This window comes from Arcicella rigui (assembly GCF_034929435.1).
In the GTDB taxonomy this organism is placed as follows: Bacteria; Bacteroidota; Bacteroidia; order Cytophagales; family Spirosomataceae; genus Arcicella; species Arcicella rigui.
In genome coordinates, this window is record NZ_JAYFUM010000021.1 from 1 (window position 1) to 21,485 (window position 21,485).

Genomic DNA, 21,485 nt, shown 5'->3' on the forward strand with positions numbered 1-21,485 from the left:
ATTATATCTTTGCTGAGTACGTAGTACATAAAAAGGTTGCTTTGGTATGGTTCGCAAAACAAATATCAGCAACCTTTTTTATTTTTAAGCAATACTGTCAAAAAAGTCAAGATGACTTCCATAATAACTTACTAAAATACCATGTTTAGCATGTAAAATTAAAACTTCATCTACATTGTATTTTGTTTTTAAACTTCTATAGTCTAATTCTGAGTACTTTTTGTCTGCATCTTCTTTATCAAACTTTTCTAAAGACGTTACATTTTCTTCAATAATTTCAAATTGTTTATTTTTCGAATTTAAAATAGCTACTATTTCTTCTTTAACCTTCAATTTAAAATCTAATTTAGGTTCAACCGTTTTAAGTGGCTCTTTGTATTTGTGTCCAGGCGTTAAAGCCATGTCTAAAAGACCTTGTGAACCTGCTTTTGATATCCCTATTTCATCAACTTGTAAGATTACACCAACTTTTTTTGAGCTGTAAAATTGTTGATTTAAGGGCATTGTTGAAACACAACTGTTTAGTGTTAATAAAGCAACAAAAAAGATAAATAGACTTAATTTTAATGATTTCATTTGTTCTAATTTTTAATTATATTAAACATTTACTTGACACTTGCACTACTTGGGGAGACTGCATTTTATTTTTTGTTCCAAGTTTTTAAACTTGGAACAGCGAGGGTATCAGATAATATTACATTATTATAAGTTTTAACTCTTGTGCTAACACGTTTTAATACTCTTTTATTCCTTTCCTTAATTGCATCTGAAACGACTTCATATTCGCCTTTAAAACGATACATGGTGTCGCCTAACGAACTTTTTACTCTCGCAAAAACAATATGTTTTGTACCAGAGATTTTAAGCTCTGGATACGTACTTTCCTTACTTTTATCTAAGCAAACTTCTGTGATTATATTTTCGTCATTAGAAATTGAATTGTCCCACCCTTCGTTTTTATATAGTTTGGGAAACCAAATATACTTCCCATCTTCTCTCGGATGTTTCACTACTCCTTTCCAAATTGCATTTGGCTTATAACTATGACCAAAGCAATTTGCCGCATCAACCATTGTTTTAAAAGATACATCGTCTTTCAAATCAATATAACCACGTGAAATATATGTTAAAGGATTTTGCTCTGCTTCAAAATCCCAAGGCTTAAAATCTGATTTCATTTTTTTAGCGACTTTAAGTTTATTCACAATGTTGTCAACGATTGAGTTGATTACTTCAAGGCTTTTTGTTACATCAACTCTCAATACTTCATGCCCTGTTACATTTATAATATCAGCTTCACGAATTTTATCAGACAGAACTTGTTTTTTGTGGTGTCCCTCGTCAATTTCAATATGTATGTTTAATTGAGGAAAATACATATCTGTCAATGCTCTACCTTCGGGTCTTACCACATATTGCTGAGTTATTAATTTTATGTCTGTGTCATTAAGTAAATGCCAAATTCTTGTTATTACATAATGTTCAAATATTTTATTCTCCGCTTTTGAAAGTTGTCTGCAAATAAATTCAAGTTTGTCCATTATTTTAGTCTTATTTAAAAAAACCTATCCTCGCCTTGCTGTTCTAAGTTTAAAAACTTGAAACGCTCTATAAAAAACAGTCACCAACTGCCCAATAATTTCAAACCCCAATCTACCAATTCAAAAAACCAATCAAAAACATTCCATCCACTAATTACAAAAAACTTATTATACGGTAAGTTTTCTGGGTATAATACAATTTGTTTAAAACGACTCTTAGCAAAGTGAACATAAGCGGTTGACAATCGAAAACTTCTCATGGTAATTAAAACAAGAGGTGATGTCTTAATCATAAAAAGAATATCTTTATAAATTCTTTTAAAAACCTTTTTTAACACATGAAAAATTTTCCATACTCATTACGCATCATCAAAGTATGCTTTATTGCCTTTATTTCACTTTTGGCTTGTAAAGAAACGACTAAAATAAATACCAAAAAGTTTGATAGTAAGGATACCAAAGTACAAATGGATATTCCTTCTATTTGGGATTTTCAATCAAATATTGGCTCAAAAGATAGCTCTACCCAATATCATGAGCAATACAAAAGAATAGATAATGGGGGCTTTATTGATATAGAAACCAAATTTAATCAATCTGATAGCTCTGAAACAGCAACGCCTGCACCGAGTGCTAAAATAATGGTAGGGCTTATTCAATCCATGAAAAAAGAAGCTAATTTGTACAAAAACCTTAGCATTTTAGAAGAACGTAAAGATTCTGTTAGTAGCATTGTCATCTGTAAGTATATCTGGGGCAAAAAGAATGAACTAACCTACTCCTTGTTGGCGGTATCTCAAAACAAAGAAATCACTAAAATTATCAAAGTCGAAACATGGGATCAATTGAAAGAGGAAAAACAATTAAACATTTTGACTACAATAAAAAATAGTCTTAAAATGTAGAAGAAAGGATTACTTAGTAGATGTCTGCTTTCTTTTTAGGGTTTTAACTAATCAATACATCTTCGCTGTTCAGAGTTTAATTACTCAGAGCAGCGAGATAATTGTTAGTATATCCTGTTGTTGTTACGATTCTTATTCAATTATAGCTATTTCGGTTTTATCATAAAATATCTTTTTCCCCATCGCTTTGCCTGTTGCTACCATTTCATCTGCTCCTGCTGATGCTCCGCCTATTCGTAATACGGCATCGCAATGGTTGATTAGTTTGATGGCAATAGGATGAAAAATTTCATTAAAGATACTGTCTCCCACTTGTTTAGAACCCGCTGCTTCAATTAAAGGCAAGGCAAACCATTCTCCTAATACAGGTATATGCCCCATTTTGTACAGGGCTAAAGCGGTATCGGTCATGGCTTTTACATTGGCTTCTATTAAAATTGGATTATCATTCGTTCCTGAACGATAAGGGCCAGCCACTAATATCATCATTGCTTGTTGATTTTCCATTAGAGTATGTTTTTAAGTCTTAAATACTGCAAAAGCATAATTGTTTTAGCGTCTCTTATTTCGCCTGTTTCTATCATGTCGAGGGCTTTTTCAAAAGGTAATTCTAATACTTCAATGTTTTCGTGTTCGCCTTCTACTCCGCCGCCTTCGCTTACTTGTTGGCTTTTGTCGTACTCGGCTACAAAGAAATACAATATTTCTGTCACCGAACCGGGCGACATATACGCTTCATAAATTTTCTTTACTTCGGTAATTCTAAAGCCTGTTTCTTCTTCGGTTTCTCTTTTGATACAATCTTCTGGGTTGTCCTCATCTAACAAACCTGCACAAGCTTCAATCATCATGCCTGTCGGATTTCCGTTATGATAGGTCGGCATTCTAAATTGCTCGGTCAGTATCACGGTTTTGTTGGCAACATTATACAATAAAATTACCGCACCATTGCCACGGTCGTAGGCTTCACGTGATTGGGTAATCCAAGAACCATCTTTTTGTTGGATGTCGAAAGTGATTTTTCGTAAAGTGTACCAATTGTTAGAAAGTACTTCGGTTTTGTTAATTTTGATGCTTGGCGTCATTTTATGATTATATTTGATAATTATTGATTATTTTTGAACAAATTAATCATGTTTTTATGAGTTTTCAAAATAGAAAGCAGATAATTCTAAAAATTTTAGAAGAAAAGGGAGAAGCCGAAGTAAAAGATTTTGCCCAAGCTTTAGATATTTCAGAGATTACCATCCGCAGAGATTTGCAACAAATGGCGACGGATGGCTTGTTGTTTCGCACTCATGGCGGAGCGATGAAATTGTCTTTGGCACAAATGCCTTTTACTTTTGCTAATAAAACGGCAATCAATGCCAAAGAGAAAGATAAGATTTGTCAGTTGGCGGCACAGCAGATACAAGAGGGCGATATTATTTTGATGGACTGTGGCAGTACGGTATTTAGGATGTGCCAGTTTATCAAAAACAAACGGATAAAAGTAATTACGAATTCTTTGCCCGTGGTCTATGAATTGATGAACAGCCAAGTTTCTATCAACCTAATTGGGGGAGAAATTGACCAAGAACGCCAAGCAGTACACGGCAGAATTGCGGAGGAACATATCGCTCGATACAAAGTTGATAAGGCTTTTTTGGGTGTAGATGGCATTTCGCCCGAAAATGGACTAAGTGCTTTTGGCGAAGACGAAGCCAGTATTACGTTGGCAATGGCAAATGCTTCGGCAAAAAAATATTTCCTTTGCGATGCCTCAAAATTAGGGAAGGACAAGTACTTAACTTTCGCACCGATTACTTTGGTAGATGTGTTGGTGACGAATGCTTTGGAGGAAGATGTGGCAGTTTATCGGGAGAAGGGGATTGAGGTTTTGATTTGAAGATTAAAACCTCATCCCCCAGCCCCTTCTCCTGTTGAGAAGGGGAGCAGTTGGCGTGGACTTGGTTCTGATTATCAAATACTTAAAGGCTTATTGATAAGTCGCAGATTCTAATAGAAGTGGAGCAGGTCTTGGGATATTCAAAATATTTTTTCCTTACAATAAATACTTTACTGTAAGAATATAAGCTATTGAAAAATAAATTCGTCGTAGCCTCACCTTCTCAACAGGAGCTACGGTTTATACATAAGTTTGTAAGTGTCTGATAACTAATGACATGTTCTCTCCAACGGCTCCCCTTCTCAACAGGAGAAGGGGCTGGGGGATGAGGTTTTAATTTTCAAATCAAGAGTAAGCCATTTTCAAATTTCCAAATCTTCAAATTTTTAAATTAAAAATTAAGTTGGAAGATACATACAAAACCATAAAAACACCCTCAGAAGGGCTATTTAAAGACCGAGGGAGTAAATTTTTTGCTTTTGCTTATCCGATAGAACAAGAATCGGAAGTGAAGGCTTTGATAGAACCGCTTCGTAAAGAACATTTCAAGGCGGTACATTTTTGTTATGCTTTTCGTTTGGGTTTGGATAGAACTAATTTCAGAGTAAACGACGACGGCGAGCCTTCTGGTTCGGCTGGTCGCCCGATATTGAATGTGCTTTTATCGAAAGACATTACTAATATTTTGGTGGTAGTCGTGCGTTATTGGGGCGGTACTTTATTGGGCGTTCCCGGTTTAATCAATGCTTATAAATCCGCTACGGAAGAAGCCTTGACGGTGGCTGAGGTAATCGAAAAAACGGTAAATGAAGTCTATCAAGTACAGTTTGAATACGTTCAGATGAATGATGTGATGAAAGTAGTGAAGGATTTTGATTTGAAGATTAAGAATCAACAATTTGATAATCAATGTACTATTGAAATAGATTTTCGTAAATCGCTGGCGAATCAGATTTTGGGGAAATTAGAAAAAATAGAAGGTATTTCGGTAGAATATTTGCGAACGGTTTAGTGTATATTTTAAAAAAATCACTTTGAATTTCTGATGAAAAATTGCGTTTAATCATTTTTAGATTTACTTTTGAAAAATAAACTATATAAAAGATAGACTTTATAGGAATTAATTTCAGCAACAAAAAATATGAAACATACAAGCCTTATTTTATCAATTGTGGTATCGGTATTTGCCTTTGCTTTCAAAGCAGATGATAATTACGAAACAGAAATCAAAAACTGGCATTTGAAAAGGGCCGAAAATCTAAAAAAAGAAGACGGCTGGTTGAATTTGGCAGGCTTAATCTGGCTTCAAGAAGGCGAAAATACAATTGGTGGCGACGCTTCCAACAGCATTATTTTCCCAAGTAATCATAGCGATGCCAAATTAGGAAAAGTGATTTTAAAAAATGGAAAAGTAAGTTTTGTCTCTGCCGAAAAAGCTACGGTTTTCTTGGGTCAAGAACCCGTAAAAGAGGCTGAACTATTTCCCTACACCGACAAACCTGTGGTATTGAAACATCAATCTTTGCGTTGGTTTATCATCCAAAGAGGCGACAAGTTTGCTATTCGTTTGCGTGATTTAGAAAGTCCTTACTTGAAAGAATTTAAAGGAATTGAAACTTTTCCGATTGATAAAAATTGGCGTATCAAAGCCAAATTCGTTCCGACCGTTGGCAAAAAAATAAAAATTACAGACATCACGGGTCGTACTTATGAACAAGAATCGCCCGGCAAATTGGTTTTCAGTATCAACAACAAAGAGTACAGTTTAGAAGCTACCAGTGCTGGCAAAGATTTGAGTTTGGTCTTCGGCGACCTCACTAACAAACATGAAAGTTATGGCGGTGGCAGATTTTTAGAAGTACCCGCACCTGATGCAGAAGGCATTACTTATATAGATTTTAACAAAGCCTACAATCCACCTTGTGCTTTTACGCCTTATGCTACTTGCCCATTGCCAACACCAGAAAACAAACTGAGTGTGGCGATTCCAGCAGGCGAAAAACGCTATGGTAACCATTAATTTTTAGAAAAAATCATGAGTTTTGAATTAGAATGTCCCATTGATTTTAAGAAAGTCAACGAGAATAAAGTACGCCTAACGGCTCTTTGGGTGCTGTTGGTGGTAGTACTTTTTGTTTATACCCGTTGGAATGTACTCATTGCTTTATTGGTTGTTGATTTTACTTACAGAGCCTTTGAATTTGATGCATACAGTTTGTTGAATAAATTGAGTGATGTCGTTATTTTTTTAGTAAAAATTCCTGCAAAACCCATTGACCAAGCTCCTAAACTTTTTGCGGCAAAAATTGGCTTATTGTTTACTATTGCCATTCTGGCAAGTACTTATACAAGCTACCAAACCACAACAATTGTACTGAGTGGCATTTTGATATTCTTTGCTTTTCTGGAATCCTTTTTAGGTTTTTGTGCAGGATGCTATGTTTATACTTTTTTTCAAAAAATACTGAAGTAAGCAAAAGTATTTATCCGTAAACACTCATAATCAGCCATTTACACTTGAAATATTATTTCTTTTTACTTAAAGGATTGATGAGAAAGGCAAATTTTGTTTAGACTTGTGGGATATTGTTTACCTTTGTACTGAAATAAAATAATAAACAATGGATATTTACGTAGGAAGTATTCCTTTCAAGTGGAAGGAATCAAGACTTAGAGAGATTTTTGAACAATATGGCGAAGTAGCTTCTGCCAAAATTATTATAGATAAAATTACCCGTCAGAACAAAGGTTTTGCTTTTGTGCAAATGCCAAACGATGCCGAAGCTAAATTGGCAATTGAGTCTTTGAACGGTGCTGAAATAGACGAGAGAAAAATTGTCGTAAACGAATCTATGCCCAATAATGCTGGCAGTTTGGATAAAAACAAGAAGAAAAAACCTTTTGTAAAACCTGAAAATAAAGAATGGAAACCATTCAGAGGGAATAATAAAGGAAGAAGAGACTAAAGAATTAGGAGTTGTGAATTATGAGTGTTGATTTTGGATTTCAGATTTATTAAATAATTCTTTGTGATGTATTTTTCTTAATAAATTCATTTTATCCGATTTCCGAAATCAGAAACCCTAAATTTTCAATCCACTTTAATACTATTTTACAATAGGGAAAAGCTAAATTAAATGCTTTTCCCTATTTTTTTGAAAAGGCATTTTCTACGCAGAACCTTCAATAAATCTACTATTTTTTATTAACTTGATGATTCAATTAATCTGTAATCATCAATGCAACTAATCCTTCACTCTTTTAAATTACAATTACGTCATACTTTTACCATTACTCACGAATCACGTGATGTACAGCCAACTTTGATTGTTGAATTGCGTGATGGGGAATTTAGTGGTTTTGGCGAAGCTACCGAAACGCCTTATTATGGTGTAACGATGGCAAAAATGACTGCTCAATTAGAAAGCGTTCGCTCGCTGATTGAAAACTACGATTTACAAAGTCCAGAACAATTTTGGATTGATTTATATCCTCATCTAAAAGACGAACATCCTTTTGCTTTATGTGCTTTAGACATTGCCGCCAACGACCTTTGGGCAAAGAAAAAAGGACAACCTTTATACAAATTATGGGGCTTAGATACTGCTAAAAATCCAATTACAGATTATACTATCGGCATTGATACCATTGAAAAAATGGTTGAAAAAATGCAAGAAGTACCTTTTCCTTTGTATAAAATTAAACTCGGTACAAAAGATGATATAAAAATTGTACAAGAACTCAGAAAACATACTGATGCGGTGTTCAGAGTAGATGCCAATACAGCTTGGGATGTTGAGGAGACAATTAAAAACTCTTTTGCTTTAAAAGCATTGGGCGTTGAGTTCATCGAACAACCGATGAAAGCTGACAATTGGGAAGGGATGAAAAAAGTATTTGCCGAATCGGCTTTACCCATCATTGCCGATGAAAGTTGTATTGTAGAAGAAGATGTAGCACGCTGTTTTGGTTTTTTTCATGGTGTAAATGTAAAATTGATGAAATGCGGAGGACTTACGCCTGCCCGAAGAATGATTGCACAAGCACATACTTTAGGTTTGAAAGTAATGGTTGGTTGTATGACAGAATCTAATGTGGGCTGTTCGGCTATTGCTCAACTTTTACCGCTTTTGGATTATGTGGATATGGATGGCATTTTGTTGGTAGATGATAAAATTTCAACTGGAGTAACCATTGATTACGGAAAAGTAATTTATGCCAACGAAAACGGAACGGGTGCTAAATTGATTTAGTGTTACATTTCTTTTTCAATAGAGGCGGACTTAAGTCCGCCTCTATTGAAAAAGAAATGTAACATTATACTTTAATCAGAACTTTTCATTTTCACTCAAAGTTCTGATGTCTTGAATAAGTTGTTGCATTTCTAAAGTCAAAGTACCATTATAAATTCCTCGAATTCGTTTGTTTTTGTCCACCAAAATAAAGTGTTCAGTATGCAAAAATTCGGTACTGTCTTTACTAAAACCGAGGTCTTCTTCTGCAAAGTAAGACTGTCTGGCTAATTGATAAATACTTGATTTACTACCCGTTAGGAAGTGCCAATTTTTATTTTGTATCTGATTTTTTTCTTTGAATTTCTTTAACACGCTTGGTTTGTCTATCCATGGCGTTACGGAATAAGATAAAAAACTAAGTGACTTTTCATTTTTCAGACTGTCACTTACGATTTTCATATTTCGGGTCATGGTTGGACAAATACTTCCACACGAAGTAAAAATAAAATTGGCGACGTGTATTTTTCCTTCAATATTTTTTTCAGTAATCAAAGTACTGTCTTGATTCAAAAAAGCAAAATTGGCTATTTGATGTGAAATTTTATCCGCTATCTCTTTTTTGTTTTTAACAAAAATTGGCGTAAAATCAGCCTCGTTGTAATAAGGTAATTGTGGCGATTTCGTATCACTACAAGCCATCAGCATACAACAACTATTGAACAACAAAAATACTATCCGATACATTTTTACAGTTTTTAGTGCCTAACAATCCAAATCTTCTTCCTTTGATAATCACATAATTGGCTCGTACTTTTCCATTATCGTACCACATTTTCTGCGTGCCTTCTTCATGTCCGTTTTCATAATTTGCCAAATGAAAAAGCTTTCCATTTGAACTCCATTCTTTTAATTCGCCTTCATACTCTCCGTTTTTGGCAAAAAACTCAAAGCGTTTTTTGCCATTTTCCCAATAAGCGATTTGCTTACCCTCTTTTTTGCCTGCTTTGTACTGCCGTACTTCTTGTAGTTGACGATTGGGATACCATTTTTTACAAGTACCGTTCAAGCGTCCAGCTACATAAGTTTCCAACAAAATGGTGTCTTTATTGGCATTCAGTTCAATCAGAAAACCTGAGTACTTTTTCTGATTGAACCAAAGGACATCGTTTTTCATAACAAGGTTTTCAGAAGATTTCATCTCATAGTGTTGAGGAACAAAATCATCCGCTTTGTCTTGTTGTTGCTGACAAGCACTCAGCAAAAGAGAAAAAATTATTAAAATTTGTGTTTTCATTTACTGCGTAACTGTGCCGGGTTTTCCATAAAATCCACTTCCATTCAAGTACGGAGCTTCGGCGGTGAAATGATAGTGATAAATGCCATTGGGGTAATCGGCGGTCGTGTGCGTATGTCCATGATAGACATCTAACATACTGTTTGTGACGACTGTACCATTTTCTTCTTGTGGGCCATACACAGGAAACCCATCCAATAAAAAGCCCATTAAACCCGATTTTGAAAATTTAACGGTAGTTAAATAAAGTGGTTCTACGTGATAATGATACACCCCAGAATTTTGTGGATGACCATAATATTTATCAAAACTAACAATTTCGCCCGCTAAAGCTTGGTTGTTTGGTCCAGCATACTGATTGAAAAAAGCAACGCCATTTACTGCAATACCAATAACACCCAAAGGAGTAGCCGAGTGCGAAGCATCTACTTGTGGATTAAGCGGAATTTTAATCGTAGCCGATTGTTCTACAATAGAATTGGGATTTTTCGAGAAAGTATAACCCCCAAAAGTTGTCCCAGAATAAGCTTCATACAAAGCATTTGAACTGGGATAATAAGCACTTTTATGGTCGGGCAAATTTTTACTTTTAATATAAATATAAGTTCCGTCGCTGGTGATACTGGTAGCTCCGTAAATTTTTTTGTAAACCGCTGGTACTTCTGCGTCGGTGGTCGTACTTGTGATGCTTTCTTCTTCATCTTTGCTACAATTACTGAAAACAGCAAGACTCAAAACTGAAAACAACAATAAGGGGATTCTTTTTATCTGAAAATTCATGGCTAAAAATAGTTTAAGTTTGAATAGCGATTTGATACACTAATCGCTATTCATCAATTGTTTATAATAAATCAAAGTGTTAATGAAAGTTTATTGATTTCTAATTTAGGGATGCCATGAAATTTCTTTCTTTTTGCCATTTCCGAAAACCTAAGACAGAAAGGAATACAAAAACAATAGCAATCGCCACAATGATTACAGACTGATTTAGCGAGCTTTTTTGCAAAGTATCTTGATGCCACTTTCCATTTTCCATCATTAAATAGATTTCATTTTGATTTTCTTTATTCAAAATATATTGCTGATTGGGCAAACCTTTTTTAAGCATCATCACAATACTTTGATGATTGGGCGTATCGGCAAAAGCTTTGTTACTTAGGTAAAGTGTTTGAATATTTTTAGGAAAACCTGATACTTCAAGCAATAATTTGGTTTCATGCCCCAATATCACTTGCGGATTACTCAACTTCAAAGTGTCTTGTTGGTTGAGTATGATTAAAGTATTATTTAGAAAATGTTTGCCCACTAATGCTTTAAATTCTTCGGCAGTTTTATAGCTATTTTTTGAAAATTTATAGTCTATCTCTCCTTCAAAAGCCGCTAAAGAGCTATAAATCTGCAAGTAACATTTTCCATCTTCTTTCTCATAAAGCATAAAAGTTGATAAATCTGGCTGGTGTGCCAAAGTACTACCAACCCGAATGAAGAGTAATAAAAGAATAACAATGGTTCGTTGCATCATGGTTTTTAGGTGTTGTTTAGTTGGCATAAGCTCCTTTTATACAATTAATAAAATTATTTGCTCCAGCTTTATCTACATGATAATGATAACCACGGATTCCATCAGAATGCCCACGACATTCGTCTAAATCTGTGTATTCTTTGCCGTTAGCATCTAATCTTTCATACAAACCGTGACCATCCATGGCATAGCCAATCATAGCAGCGTGTCCGTCGCTTTGCGTAATTTTTTTGGATAAACCTGTTGCGGCATGATAGTGGTAACCTGCTCCTAAATTGATATGACCGCCTGCGTCATCAAATGGAGCTAAAGTATAAGCCGCTAAAATGATACTGACAGGTGCTGGGGCATCAAAGCGAACACCATTGAATGCTAATCCTCTGACAGATGGGCCAGTTGACCCCGGCCCCATCCCAAAAGAAACCGATGAACTCAACTTGACGGGATAGACGGGGATATAATAAGTTTGTGTCAAACTTGATACATAAGAAGGCAGGCATTCAACACAAAAGTTTTTATACTCTGCTCCTACATTCGGATTGGCAGCCGCTTGGCATTCTGCCAGTGTCTTGGTTTTGGTGATATTTCCAGTACTGCTGTTGTACATCATCCATGTTTTATCTGAATAAAAAGTAGATAAATTTTTAATGAAAGCTCCATCAACATCATATACTTTTCCATTGTCTAACCAAATACCACCAGCCTCAGCACCGTCACTAATGTTTGAAGGACACCATGGCCCCATATTGTGGTCGGTCGGTGTACTCTTCGATACAATTTTGTAGCAGTCGGCTGTCTGCCCCGTAGAAAGTGTGCGACTAACAATAGTAATAGGTTCGGCTAAACCTGCTGAAAGAAAATTGGTAGATTCGACCTTTATGACTGTGGCAACAGCCTCGACAGAAATCTCATCTTTGCTACAAGCCATAAAGAAAATAGGCGTGAATAATAATAAAGCTACTTGGCTACTGAATGATGTTCTTTTCGTCATTTGTTTTATAATTTTAAAGATTTACTCTTTTGACGACATCATTTTTTATTTCCTTCGGTACTTGAGTGTTTTTTTTTGATTTATTTTTTTCAAGACTGAATTTGAAGTATAAAAAGAAGGTTTTGAGATGGGCTTGCAATAAAAAAACCTTGCTGTTTGAAAAACAACAAGGTTTTTAATTCAGAAAATGAATATGAGTATTAATTAGTTTTAATACCAATCACCATTAACTTATCACTACATCATCTTAGAAAATAAAACGAGTAGAAAGGAATGTTGATTCTTGATTTTCTACAATTTGATTCACAATCGCTTTATTTTCAGCCGTTTCTTTTGTTGCTACTACTGTTCTGATTGAGAACGAACGTAAAGCAGCCGTTACTGAAAGTGTTCCTTCTGCTGAATCTTTACGACCTGTGAAAGGGAAACCATCTGGTCCACGCTGACATTGTGAGTTGATATTCACACGAGAAACTTGGTGAACTGCCACATCCATTAATTCAGAAATTTGATGAACATCTTTACTGAAAATAGATACTTGCTGTCCGTGCGACGATTCAATTAAATAATTGATTGGCTCTTGAATATCGCTGAAAGCAACTACTGGCACAACTGGACCAAACTGTTCTTCATGCCAAACTTTCATTTCTCTGCTTACTGGATAAAGTAAAGCAGGGAATACAAGCGATTTGAAAGATTCGCCTCCGCCTTCGTTGACAACTTTTGCCCCGTGAGCGATAGCATCATCAATCAATTCTTTTAAATATGCTGGTTTGTTGGGTTCTGGTAGTGGCGTAATGTTTACTCCTTTGTCCCACATCATACCCAATTTTAATTTTGCAATTTCCTCCGACATACGTTTGTTGAAAGCATCAACCAACGATTCGTGAACCCACATCATTTTCAAAGCAGTACAACGCTGACCGTTGAACGACAATGAACCTAACATACATTCTTTTACGGCTAATTCTAAATCTGCACTTTCCGTAACGATGGCAGCATTTTTGGCGTCAAGTCCTAAAATTGCTCTCAAACGGTTTACTTTCGGGTGCATTTTTTTCAATTTATCCGCCACTTTTGAAGAACCGATTAGCGTCAAAGCATCAATTCTTCCCGACTCCATCAATTGTGGAATTACTGAATTTCCACGACCATAAATCGTATTAATTACCCCCGCAGGGAACGAAGAACGGAAAGCTTCCAACAATGGATAATGCAATAAAGTACCATGTTTTGGTGGCTTAAACATCACTACGTTTCCCATAATCAAAGCAGGAATCAATGTAGTGAAAGTTTCATTCAATGGATAGTTGAATGGCCCCATACACAAAACAATTCCTAATGGCGAACGACGAACCTGTCCGATAATTCCTTCTTCAATCATAAATCTTGAAGAACTACGGTCAATGTCTTTTAAAGCTCCGATAGTATCATAAATGTATTGAACGGTACGGTCGAATTCTTTTTGTGAATCGCCCAAAGATTTACCAATTTCCCACATCAATAATTTCACTACTTCATCACGCTTGGCAATCATCTTTTGTGTAAAATGTTCAACGCACTCGATACGATGAGCAACCGACATCGAAGGCCACTCGCCACGTCCATAATCAAAGGCTTTGGCAGCAGCAGATAAGATTTCCATCGCATCACTTGGGTCAGTGATAGGATACGAACCTATTCTTTTCTGCTCTAATCCATTCTCTGTTTTAACATAAATCGGCGACCAAACATCTTGGGTTTTTCCTTCCCACTGACGCATTTCTCCGTTTACCAAATACTCACGTTGCTCTATAGGCTCAGTGAGGTTATATTCCGCTGGAATCTGAGCTTCGGTTGGGAATAAAGACTCTAAGTTTTTTACAGATGACATTAAGTTTAATTCTTTAAAAAGTACAATGATTTAGATTTTTGTCTTGGTAAAGTTTAAAAGAATGTTCTTTGTCAGCGAGAAGCAGGATTGTTTTATTTTTATAGTTATACTATAACTATAAAAAATCATATTTATTGTTTTGTAGTCGAAGTGTTGACTCTAAGGTATTTTTTTTAGAAAAGAAAAAATTAGAAGCTTTTTAACTGGTATTTTCTACGAAGTTTATTGATTAAAAACTTCTTTTGAGCCGTAAAACTCTCTGGATTTACCTGATTAAATACGACTTTTAAAGCTTGAAAATTCTCAGGATTATCCCAGAGAAATTTTTCAGCATCTATATTTTTTTGTTCGAGATATTGTTCAAAAACCATCGGTCAAATAAGTAAAATTTAATCATCAATCTGCCACAAAAACCTAAGAAAATTAGGCTTGGTTTAGTACTTGTCGATGATTTTTTTGTTGGTAAAATAAATAGATAAAAGCTCCAAAAGATAATACTGCGGCTAAAATATATGGAATAATAATATTTTCCATATTGCCTTGATAAATAAATCCAGCAAATAATGCCCCGAATCCGATACCTGCTTCAAGAGCGATATACGTAGTAGCAACGGCTCTTCCACGATAATTTTCATCTGACAAATCGACCGTCCAAGCCATCAAAGTAGGCATATTGAAACCATTTGAAAAACCAAAAAGTATTGCTACCACAACAAGTAACCACAGCGAATTTGTAAAGGCACATATTACCATCGAAACCCCTAAAATAACGGATGAAATCATTAAAACGGGAATTCTTCCATACTTGTCAGAAGATTTTGAAAAAAACATCCGAATCACTAATGACGAAATGGTGTAAATCGTAAAGAAAAGCCCTTTGTTGCTGATACCTACAAATTTGGTTTGGTCTGGCACAAGGGTTATCGTTACGCCTGAACCAAATGAAAGTAACAAACAAACCAAAAAGGCAGCGAATACTCTCGGCTCAAAAACATCGTCCCAACCAATTTTTAATAATTTAAACGAAAATGGCTGTTTGTGTTCTTTGGGTAAGGTTTCTTTCATACTTATTAAAATCAGTATAGAAAGTAAGGCAAAAACAGAAGAAGTAAAAAACATTACTTTCAAAGAGCTAATAACGACCAAATAGCTACCAATCGTTGGCCCGATAGACATCCCTGTTGCGGTAAAAATACCCAACATTCCTTGAGCTTCGCCACGGCGGTCTTCGGGAATAATGTCGGCAACATAAGCAGAAGTAGCCGTTGGTTTTGTTCCCGTGGAAAAACCATGAATAAAACGCAAAAACAAAAAGCCCATGACTGTGTGCATAAATGGATAAAGTCCACTACAAACAAAACAAACGATTGAGCCTAAAGCCATAATGGGTACACGCCCAATGGTATCTGTTAGTTTTCCAGAAAAAGGGCGAGCAAAACCTGCTGTAAGTGTAAACAAAGCAATGATATAACCAATGTACTCTTTTCCGCCCATAGAACCCAAGTAATCGGGTAATTCGGGAATCATCATTTGAAAACTTGCTGTAAAAAGGAAATTACTCAAACAAAGTAACCAGAATTGATAAGTATATATGGAAGCTTTTTTTGTCATAAATGCGTGTGTGAAAGTTGAGTTTTTAATTATGAATTATGAAATCTGACTTTATATCAAAAATGATATATAGCCAGATTTCATAATTTCTATCTCATAATTAAAAAACTCTTTTTCTATAAAAGTTTTTTAGTCTCTCGCTTGTTCAGCGTCATCAAGAAAGCAGGTAATAAAATTAAGTTACAAATCATCGCCATTAAAAGCGTGATTGAAACCAAAATACCCAGCGACTGCGTGCCTTTGAAACTTGAAGCCGTAAAAATGAAGAAACCAATAAATAAGACAATCGCTGTATAAAACATCGAAACCCCTGTATTCAAAATAGTGGCGTTGATGGCTTGTTTGGCGGTTTTGTTTTTATTCAAAAGTTCGTCTTTATAGCGAGTTAAAAAATAAATTGTTCCATCTGAAGAAATCCCGAAGGCAATTGAGAAAATCAGAATTGTTGAGTATTTTAAGTTAATATCAAAGAATCCCATCAAACCAGCCGTAATCAGCAAAGGAATCAAACTCGGTAAAGTAGAGATTAATACCATTTTCCAAGAACGGAACAAAAGAGCCATAATGATACAAATCAAAACGATGGCTTGGAAAGTACTTTCAATCAAATTGCCTTGTAAAAATTCATTTTGCCAAGCAAAAATCACACTATTTCCTGTAATTTCGGCATCATAGCCTTGTTTGTCGCCCTTTTTATACAATTCGTTGGTTTCGGCATTGTAGTTGAAAATGGTATCAATTTTTGGCTGTAATTCTTTGATTAATTCATTGGTTCGCACCGTTCCGCAGTCAGCAATCTGAAAACTTACACGAGTATAGCGTTTGGTAGAATCAATAAAACCTTTGGCTAAATTCTGTTTTCCACCTGATAAACTTGAATTATAATCTTTCAATTTTGAAAGTTCGTCGATACCCGGCAATACAAAGTATTTTGGGTCGCCACCACGATAAGCTTGGTAAATAAATTTGGCTGCCGTTACCAAAGAAACAGGTTTTGTAAACTCCGGATACTTGGCAAATTCTTTTTCCATTCGCTTGATTTTGGTGAATAACTCTGGCGAACTCATCACTCTTCCTGCTTCATAAGTATCAATGGCTACTTCAAAAGGCATAATACCTTTGAAGTTTTTCTCTACAAATTTTAAATCTAAATAAATCGGATTATCGTTTGCCAAACCATCTACGATATAGCCATTTGATTTGATTTTCGACATTCCATAAACTGAAACAGAAACGATAGCAATAATAATCAAGTAAATATATACTCGGCGGTAATTGACCCATTTGTCGATACCAATCAATATTTTAGAAATCCTTCCAGACTCTAAACGAGAAGTTTGTTTGCTTGATGGCGGAGCTAAATAACTGAACATCACAGGAATAAGTATCAGCGAAACTACATAAGTAAGCATTACGTTGATAGCCGCTACAATTCCGAATTCAATCAAAAAAGTACTTCCTGTAAAAGCAAACACGCCAAAACCGATTGAAGTAGTAAGGTTTGAAAGAATAAGTGTTTGTCCAATTTTTTCAATGGTTACTTTCAATGCCTGTTCTTTATCGCCATGCAAAGCGTATTCTTCGAGGTACTTATTCACTAAAAATATCGCATTTGGTACGCCAATCACAACTACCAAAGGCGGAATCAAGCCTGAAATAATAGTGATTTTAAAACCAAACAAAACGATAATTCCCAAAGCAGAAACAATTCCGACCAGAACGACCACCAAAGAAACTAACATTACTTTGAGGTTTCTAAAAAATACCAAAAGTATTAAGGAAGTAACCAAAATTGCCAAACCCAAGAAAATACCTAATTCAGTAGAAATCTGAGCCGTCATTTCTGTTCGGATAAAGGGCATTCCAGAAAGATGTAAATCTACTTTTTGAGCTTCTTCAAATTTTTGTACCAAAGCTTTGATTTCCTTTACCGCCGTTACTCTACTTTTATCGTTAATAGCTTTTTGGTCGAAAGTAATCATCATCAAATGCACATTGCCTGCTTCGTTGATGATAAAACCTTTGTAAAACGGTAATTTATCTAATCGAGCTTTTACGGTATCTACTTCCGCTTGTGAAATGGCTCTTTGTGCAATCAAAGGTTTGGTTTCAAAGCGTTTTACAGAATCATTTTTGATTACTCTCGGAATATTTCCTGCATATACAACATCTTTGATTGCCTTGATGCCTTTGATTTCTTTTACCAAATCTTGCCATTGTTGGAAAAAGGCTAAATCAAACATTTTATCAGTTTCAATGCCGATAACCATGACAGAACCATCTTCACCAAAACGTTTTTTGAAAGATTCATACAACTGAAAACGTTCGTCTGATTTGGGAAGAATCTTTGGTAATTCACTTGAAATTTGCGTTTTTGATGCCATGAAAGTCATAAAAACCGTTAGAGCGATTACGACCGATAAGTAGGCAATCCGATTTTTAAGAATTGATAAGGCTAAGTGATGCCAGAAGTTTTTCATTTTATTTTTGATAAAATAGATTCAGTAATTCCATAGCAGCGTTTACGGGCAGTTTTTTGCCTTCGCTGACTTCTTGCTGAACTGTATGAATATGAGTACTAATGCTTGGATGTTGATAAAAATGTTCTTCTAAGGATTGCTTGATAAAATCGTGCATCCATTCCAAATTCTGTTGGCTACGTATTTTGTCAAAATTACCATTTTCTGAAAGTACCGAACGGTGTTTTTCGACCGAAGCCCAAATTTCTGAGATACCTTTCTGCGTAAGTGCCGAGCAAGTAATTACTTGGGGAAACCAGCCTGTTGGGTTTGGGGGAGACAAATGTAGGGCATTTTGATATTCTACTTTTGCCAAATCAGCAAAATGTTCATTGCCAGAATCGGCTTTGGTGATGGCAACCAAATCTGCCATTTCCATAATTCCTTTTTTAATTCCTTGAAGTTCATCGCCAGCACCTGCCAGCATCAGCAATAAGAAGAAATCTACCATTCCTTTCACCAAGGTTTCGGACTGCCCTACGCCTACGGTTTCGATGATGATTACTTCAAAGCCTGCGGCTTCGCAAAGGAGCATGGCTTCACGGGTTTTCTGAGTAACGCCACCCAAATCGCCACTGGTGGGCGAAGGGCGAATATATGCCAAAGGTTCTTGTGAAAGTTCCTCCATGCGAGTTTTATCACCCAAAATACTGCCTTTGCTAATCGGCGAACTGGGGTCGATGGCTAAAACGGCTATTTTCTTTCCCTGCTTGGTCAAATACTTTCCGAAAGATTCAATAAAAGTACTTTTCCCAACGCCCGGCACACCCGTAATGCCGATTCTCACGGCTTTACCAGTGTATGGCAAAACAGCCTCCAATACTTCACGAGCCAAAGCTCTATCAGAGAGTAAACTGCTTTCAGTAAGGGTGATAGCTCTGCTGAGAATCATTCGATTACCCGCCAGAATGCCATCAACATATTGCGTTTTTGTTAAACGTCTAAGCATTTCGCTTCAAAATAATTTCTGCCCATTCCAAGTCTTCTGGCGTGGTGATTTTAATATTTTCGTAAGAACCTTCAATCAAATTTATTTCAAAACCTGCGTGTTCGGCAACACTGGCATCGTCGGTAAAAGTACTTAACTCTGGGCTTTGAAAAGCCTTTTTGATAATAGAAACCTGAAAAGTTTGTGGCGTTTGAATCAAACGGACGCTCTCACGGTCGATAGCATGCCCATCCACACGCACAGAATCTTTTGACGGAACACTCACTACTGCTGTTCCTTTTGCGGCGGCTACAACAAAACTTTCACGGATAATTTCTGGAGAAACAAAAGGACGCACACCGTCGTGTATGGCTACGATTCCGTCTTTGCGGATAGCCGCTAAACCATTTTTACCAGACTGAAAACGAGTCTTCCCTCCTTTTACTAATTGATGTGCCACGGCAAAGTCGTGTTTTTCACAAAGGTCTTCCCAAAATTTTATTTGTATTTCTGGTAAAACTAAAATTAATTCAATACTTGGGTCTGCCTCTTTAAAACGAATTAATGTGTGCATCAAAACTGGATAACCTCCTATTTCGATAAACTGTTTAGGCAAATCACTTTTCATTCTGCTACCACTTCCACCCGCAACGATAATGGCATACTTATTCATAAAATAACTTAGGGTTAGTGATTAGGGCTTGTACGAAGCATTCTGAAAATTCTTGCTTTCGGATTTCAGATGTCGGATTTCGGATTTATCAAATGCTTTTTTTATAAATATTTTACGAAAAATGTCATCTTATTCCATCTCCGAAATCAGAAATCCTAAATCCAAAATAGCCTCTAAACTTTCGTACAGTACCAGTTGATAATTGTAAGTTAGCGTTTTACGATAATAACTCGTAAAACAAATAAGCGAAAGACCTAAGCCATAAAACTATGCCTTATGTCTTTCGCCTAAGTATTTTGGTTGAAAAAATCTTAGATAATCAACATCGCATCGCCATAACTAAAGAATTTGTATTTTTCTTTAATAGCAATTTGATACGCTTCTTTGATTAAATCATATCCACCAAAAGCCGAAGTCATCATTAATAAAATTGATTCTGGCAAGTGAATATTAGTCAATAATGCGTTTGGAATTCTGAAATCATAGGGAGGGAAGATAAATTTATCTGTCCAGCCTTCGATTGGTTTCAAGTGTCCATCTGCCGAAACCGAAGATTCTAATGCTTTCAAAACCGTAGTTCCGATAGCACAAATTCTCTTTTTCTTATCAATTCCTTCATTTACCACATCGCAAGTACTTGCCGTGATATTGAAGTTTTCTGAATCTGTTTTATGCTTTGTTAAGTCTTCAACGTCCACCTGACGGAAAGTTCCTAAGCCCACATGAAGCGTAAGCGGTGTGAAATTGATACCTTTCAATTCCAGACGTTTCATAATGATTTTAGAAAAGTGTAAACCAGCCGTTGGGGCAGCAACCGCTCCGACGTGTTCAGCATAAATCGTTTGATAACGCTCTTCGTCGGCTGCTTCTACTTTACGTTTAAAACGGATTTCATCTGGTAGTGGCGTTTCGCCTAATTGATGAATCGCTTTCATTAAAGCTTTATGGTCGCCATCGTACAAGAAACGAATGGTACGTCCACGAGATGTAGTATTGTCAATGACCTCTGCCACTAAGTCGCTATCACCAAAATACAATTTATTTCCTACTCTTATTTTACGAGCCGGGTCAACCAAAACATCCCAAAGGCGGTGTTCACGGTTTAATTCACGAAGTAGAAAAACTTCAATCTTAGCACCTGTTTTCTCTTTCTGACCGAATAAACGAGCTGGAAAAACTTTGGTATCATTGGTTACCATCACATCTCCATCATCAAAATAGTCCAAAATATCAGAGAACATTCTGTGTTCGATAGTTTTTGTTTTTCTATTCACGACCATCAATCGTGAGTCACCTCTGTTCTCTGGTGGATACAAGGCAATAAGGTTATTAGGGAGGTCGAATCTGAATTCAGATAGTTTCATTCTAATAATGTTTGCGGTTTTTTCGCCTGGAGTCATTTCTTGCGGTTTTAAAACTTGGTTTTGTTTGATATAAATGGTTGGTATAAAGGGTTTCTCGCATCAATATCAAAACAATAATCTTGATTAAAAATCTTGATTTTA

General features: G+C 35.9%; 23 protein-coding genes. 7 read left to right on the plus strand and 16 right to left on the minus strand.

Features of this window, described 5'->3' with window-relative positions; translation table 11 throughout:
• Positions 1-84: 84 nt before the first annotated feature.
• The 3 genes from VB248_RS16680 to VB248_RS16690 all read right to left on the minus strand — a co-directional run bounded on the left by VB248_RS16680 (position 85) and on the right by VB248_RS16690 (position 1,834).
• Positions 85-576: a hypothetical protein gene (locus VB248_RS16680; RefSeq protein ID WP_323297944.1), complete on the minus strand. Its 492-nt coding sequence runs from the start codon at positions 574-576 to the stop codon at positions 85-87.
• A 65-nt stretch (positions 577-641) separates the two neighbouring features.
• Positions 642-1,541, minus strand: a complete 900-nt coding sequence (locus VB248_RS16685; RefSeq protein ID WP_323297945.1) for an AbaSI family restriction endonuclease — start codon at positions 1,539-1,541, stop codon at positions 642-644.
• Between the two features lie 80 nt (positions 1,542-1,621).
• Complete coding sequence (locus tag VB248_RS16690; RefSeq protein ID WP_323297946.1) at positions 1,622-1,834, minus strand: hypothetical protein; 213 nt, start codon at positions 1,832-1,834, stop codon at positions 1,622-1,624.
• Positions 1,835-1,879: 45 nt separating this feature from the next.
• Here VB248_RS16690 and VB248_RS16695 point away from each other — a divergent pair, with 45 nt between their 5' ends.
• Positions 1,880-2,446, plus strand: coding sequence for a hypothetical protein (locus VB248_RS16695; protein WP_323297947.1), 567 nt, complete (start codon positions 1,880-1,882; stop codon positions 2,444-2,446).
• Between the two features lie 132 nt (positions 2,447-2,578).
• Here VB248_RS16695 and VB248_RS16700 read toward each other — a convergent pair whose 3' ends face one another.
• A complete protein-coding gene (locus VB248_RS16700; RefSeq protein WP_323297948.1) occupies positions 2,579-2,953 on the minus strand; it encodes a DUF4406 domain-containing protein in 375 nt (124 codons plus the stop codon).
• Positions 2,953-3,531 (minus strand): GDP-mannose pyrophosphatase NudK, encoded by a 579-nt coding sequence (gene nudK / locus VB248_RS16705; protein ID WP_323297949.1) that lies wholly within the window; start codon positions 3,529-3,531, stop codon positions 2,953-2,955. Before nudK ends, VB248_RS16700 begins: the two co-directional genes overlap by 1 nt.
• 56 nt (positions 3,532-3,587) lie before the next feature.
• On the opposite strand from nudK, the gene VB248_RS16710 reads away from it, so the two are divergent.
• From VB248_RS16710 to VB248_RS16735, 6 genes are all read left to right on the plus strand, one after another.
• Complete coding sequence (locus VB248_RS16710; RefSeq protein WP_323297950.1) at positions 3,588-4,334, plus strand: DeoR/GlpR family DNA-binding transcription regulator; 747 nt, start codon at positions 3,588-3,590, stop codon at positions 4,332-4,334.
• A 403-nt stretch (positions 4,335-4,737) separates the two neighbouring features.
• On the plus strand, positions 4,738-5,346 hold the full coding sequence (locus VB248_RS16715) for an IMPACT family protein (RefSeq protein ID WP_323297951.1): 609 nt from the start codon (positions 4,738-4,740) through the stop codon (positions 5,344-5,346).
• A 129-nt stretch (positions 5,347-5,475) separates the two neighbouring features.
• A complete protein-coding gene (locus tag VB248_RS16720; protein WP_323297952.1) occupies positions 5,476-6,354 on the plus strand; it encodes a DUF1684 domain-containing protein in 879 nt (292 codons plus the stop codon).
• 15 nt (positions 6,355-6,369) lie between these two features.
• Positions 6,370-6,807, plus strand: coding sequence for a DUF4395 domain-containing protein (locus VB248_RS16725; protein ID WP_323297953.1), 438 nt, complete (start codon positions 6,370-6,372; stop codon positions 6,805-6,807).
• A 148-nt stretch (positions 6,808-6,955) separates the two neighbouring features.
• Positions 6,956-7,300 (plus strand): RNA recognition motif domain-containing protein, encoded by a 345-nt coding sequence (locus VB248_RS16730; RefSeq protein ID WP_323297954.1) that lies wholly within the window; start codon positions 6,956-6,958, stop codon positions 7,298-7,300.
• A gap of 273 nt (positions 7,301-7,573) precedes the next feature.
• The gene (locus VB248_RS16735; protein WP_323297955.1) at positions 7,574-8,587 is read left to right on the plus strand and encodes a dipeptide epimerase; all 1,014 of its coding nucleotides are present in this window, start codon (positions 7,574-7,576) and stop codon (positions 8,585-8,587) included.
• Between the two features lie 75 nt (positions 8,588-8,662).
• Here the strand turns inward: VB248_RS16735 and VB248_RS16740 are convergent, their stop codons facing one another.
• From VB248_RS16740 to queA, 11 genes are all read right to left on the minus strand, one after another.
• The gene (locus VB248_RS16740; protein WP_323297956.1) at positions 8,663-9,313 is read right to left on the minus strand and encodes an SCO family protein; all 651 of its coding nucleotides are present in this window, start codon (positions 9,311-9,313) and stop codon (positions 8,663-8,665) included.
• Positions 9,282-9,863, minus strand: a complete 582-nt coding sequence (locus VB248_RS16745) for a toxin-antitoxin system YwqK family antitoxin (RefSeq protein WP_323297957.1) — start codon at positions 9,861-9,863, stop codon at positions 9,282-9,284. Before VB248_RS16745 ends, VB248_RS16740 begins: the two co-directional genes overlap by 32 nt.
• Positions 9,864-10,643, minus strand: coding sequence for a YHYH protein (locus tag VB248_RS16750; protein WP_323297958.1), 780 nt, complete (start codon positions 10,641-10,643; stop codon positions 9,864-9,866).
• Between the two features lie 100 nt (positions 10,644-10,743).
• On the minus strand, positions 10,744-11,412 hold the full coding sequence (locus VB248_RS16755) for a hypothetical protein (RefSeq protein ID WP_323297959.1): 669 nt from the start codon (positions 11,410-11,412) through the stop codon (positions 10,744-10,746).
• Positions 11,402-12,376: a YHYH protein gene (locus VB248_RS16760; RefSeq protein ID WP_323297960.1), complete on the minus strand. Its 975-nt coding sequence runs from the start codon at positions 12,374-12,376 to the stop codon at positions 11,402-11,404. The genes VB248_RS16755 and VB248_RS16760 overlap by 11 nt, the downstream gene beginning before the upstream one ends.
• A gap of 247 nt (positions 12,377-12,623) precedes the next feature.
• Positions 12,624-14,249, minus strand: coding sequence for an NADP-dependent glyceraldehyde-3-phosphate dehydrogenase (locus VB248_RS16765; RefSeq protein WP_323297961.1), 1,626 nt, complete (start codon positions 14,247-14,249; stop codon positions 12,624-12,626).
• 423 nt (positions 14,250-14,672) lie between these two features.
• On the minus strand, positions 14,673-15,860 hold the full coding sequence (locus VB248_RS16770; protein WP_323297962.1) for an MFS transporter: 1,188 nt from the start codon (positions 15,858-15,860) through the stop codon (positions 14,673-14,675).
• Between the two features lie 116 nt (positions 15,861-15,976).
• On the minus strand, positions 15,977-18,340 hold the full coding sequence (locus tag VB248_RS16775) for an efflux RND transporter permease subunit (protein WP_323297963.1): 2,364 nt from the start codon (positions 18,338-18,340) through the stop codon (positions 15,977-15,979).
• A gap of 1 nt (position 18,341) precedes the next feature.
• Positions 18,342-19,328 (minus strand): methylmalonyl Co-A mutase-associated GTPase MeaB, encoded by a 987-nt coding sequence (gene meaB, locus VB248_RS16780; RefSeq protein WP_323297964.1) that lies wholly within the window; start codon positions 19,326-19,328, stop codon positions 18,342-18,344.
• The gene (locus VB248_RS16785) at positions 19,321-19,980 is read right to left on the minus strand and encodes a 2-C-methyl-D-erythritol 4-phosphate cytidylyltransferase (protein ID WP_323297965.1); all 660 of its coding nucleotides are present in this window, start codon (positions 19,978-19,980) and stop codon (positions 19,321-19,323) included. Before VB248_RS16785 ends, meaB begins: the two co-directional genes overlap by 8 nt.
• A gap of 311 nt (positions 19,981-20,291) precedes the next feature.
• Entirely contained in the window at positions 20,292-21,344 is a 1,053-nt protein-coding gene (gene queA, locus VB248_RS16790) for a tRNA preQ1(34) S-adenosylmethionine ribosyltransferase-isomerase QueA (protein ID WP_323297966.1), read from the minus strand.
• Positions 21,345-21,485 lie beyond the last annotated feature (141 nt).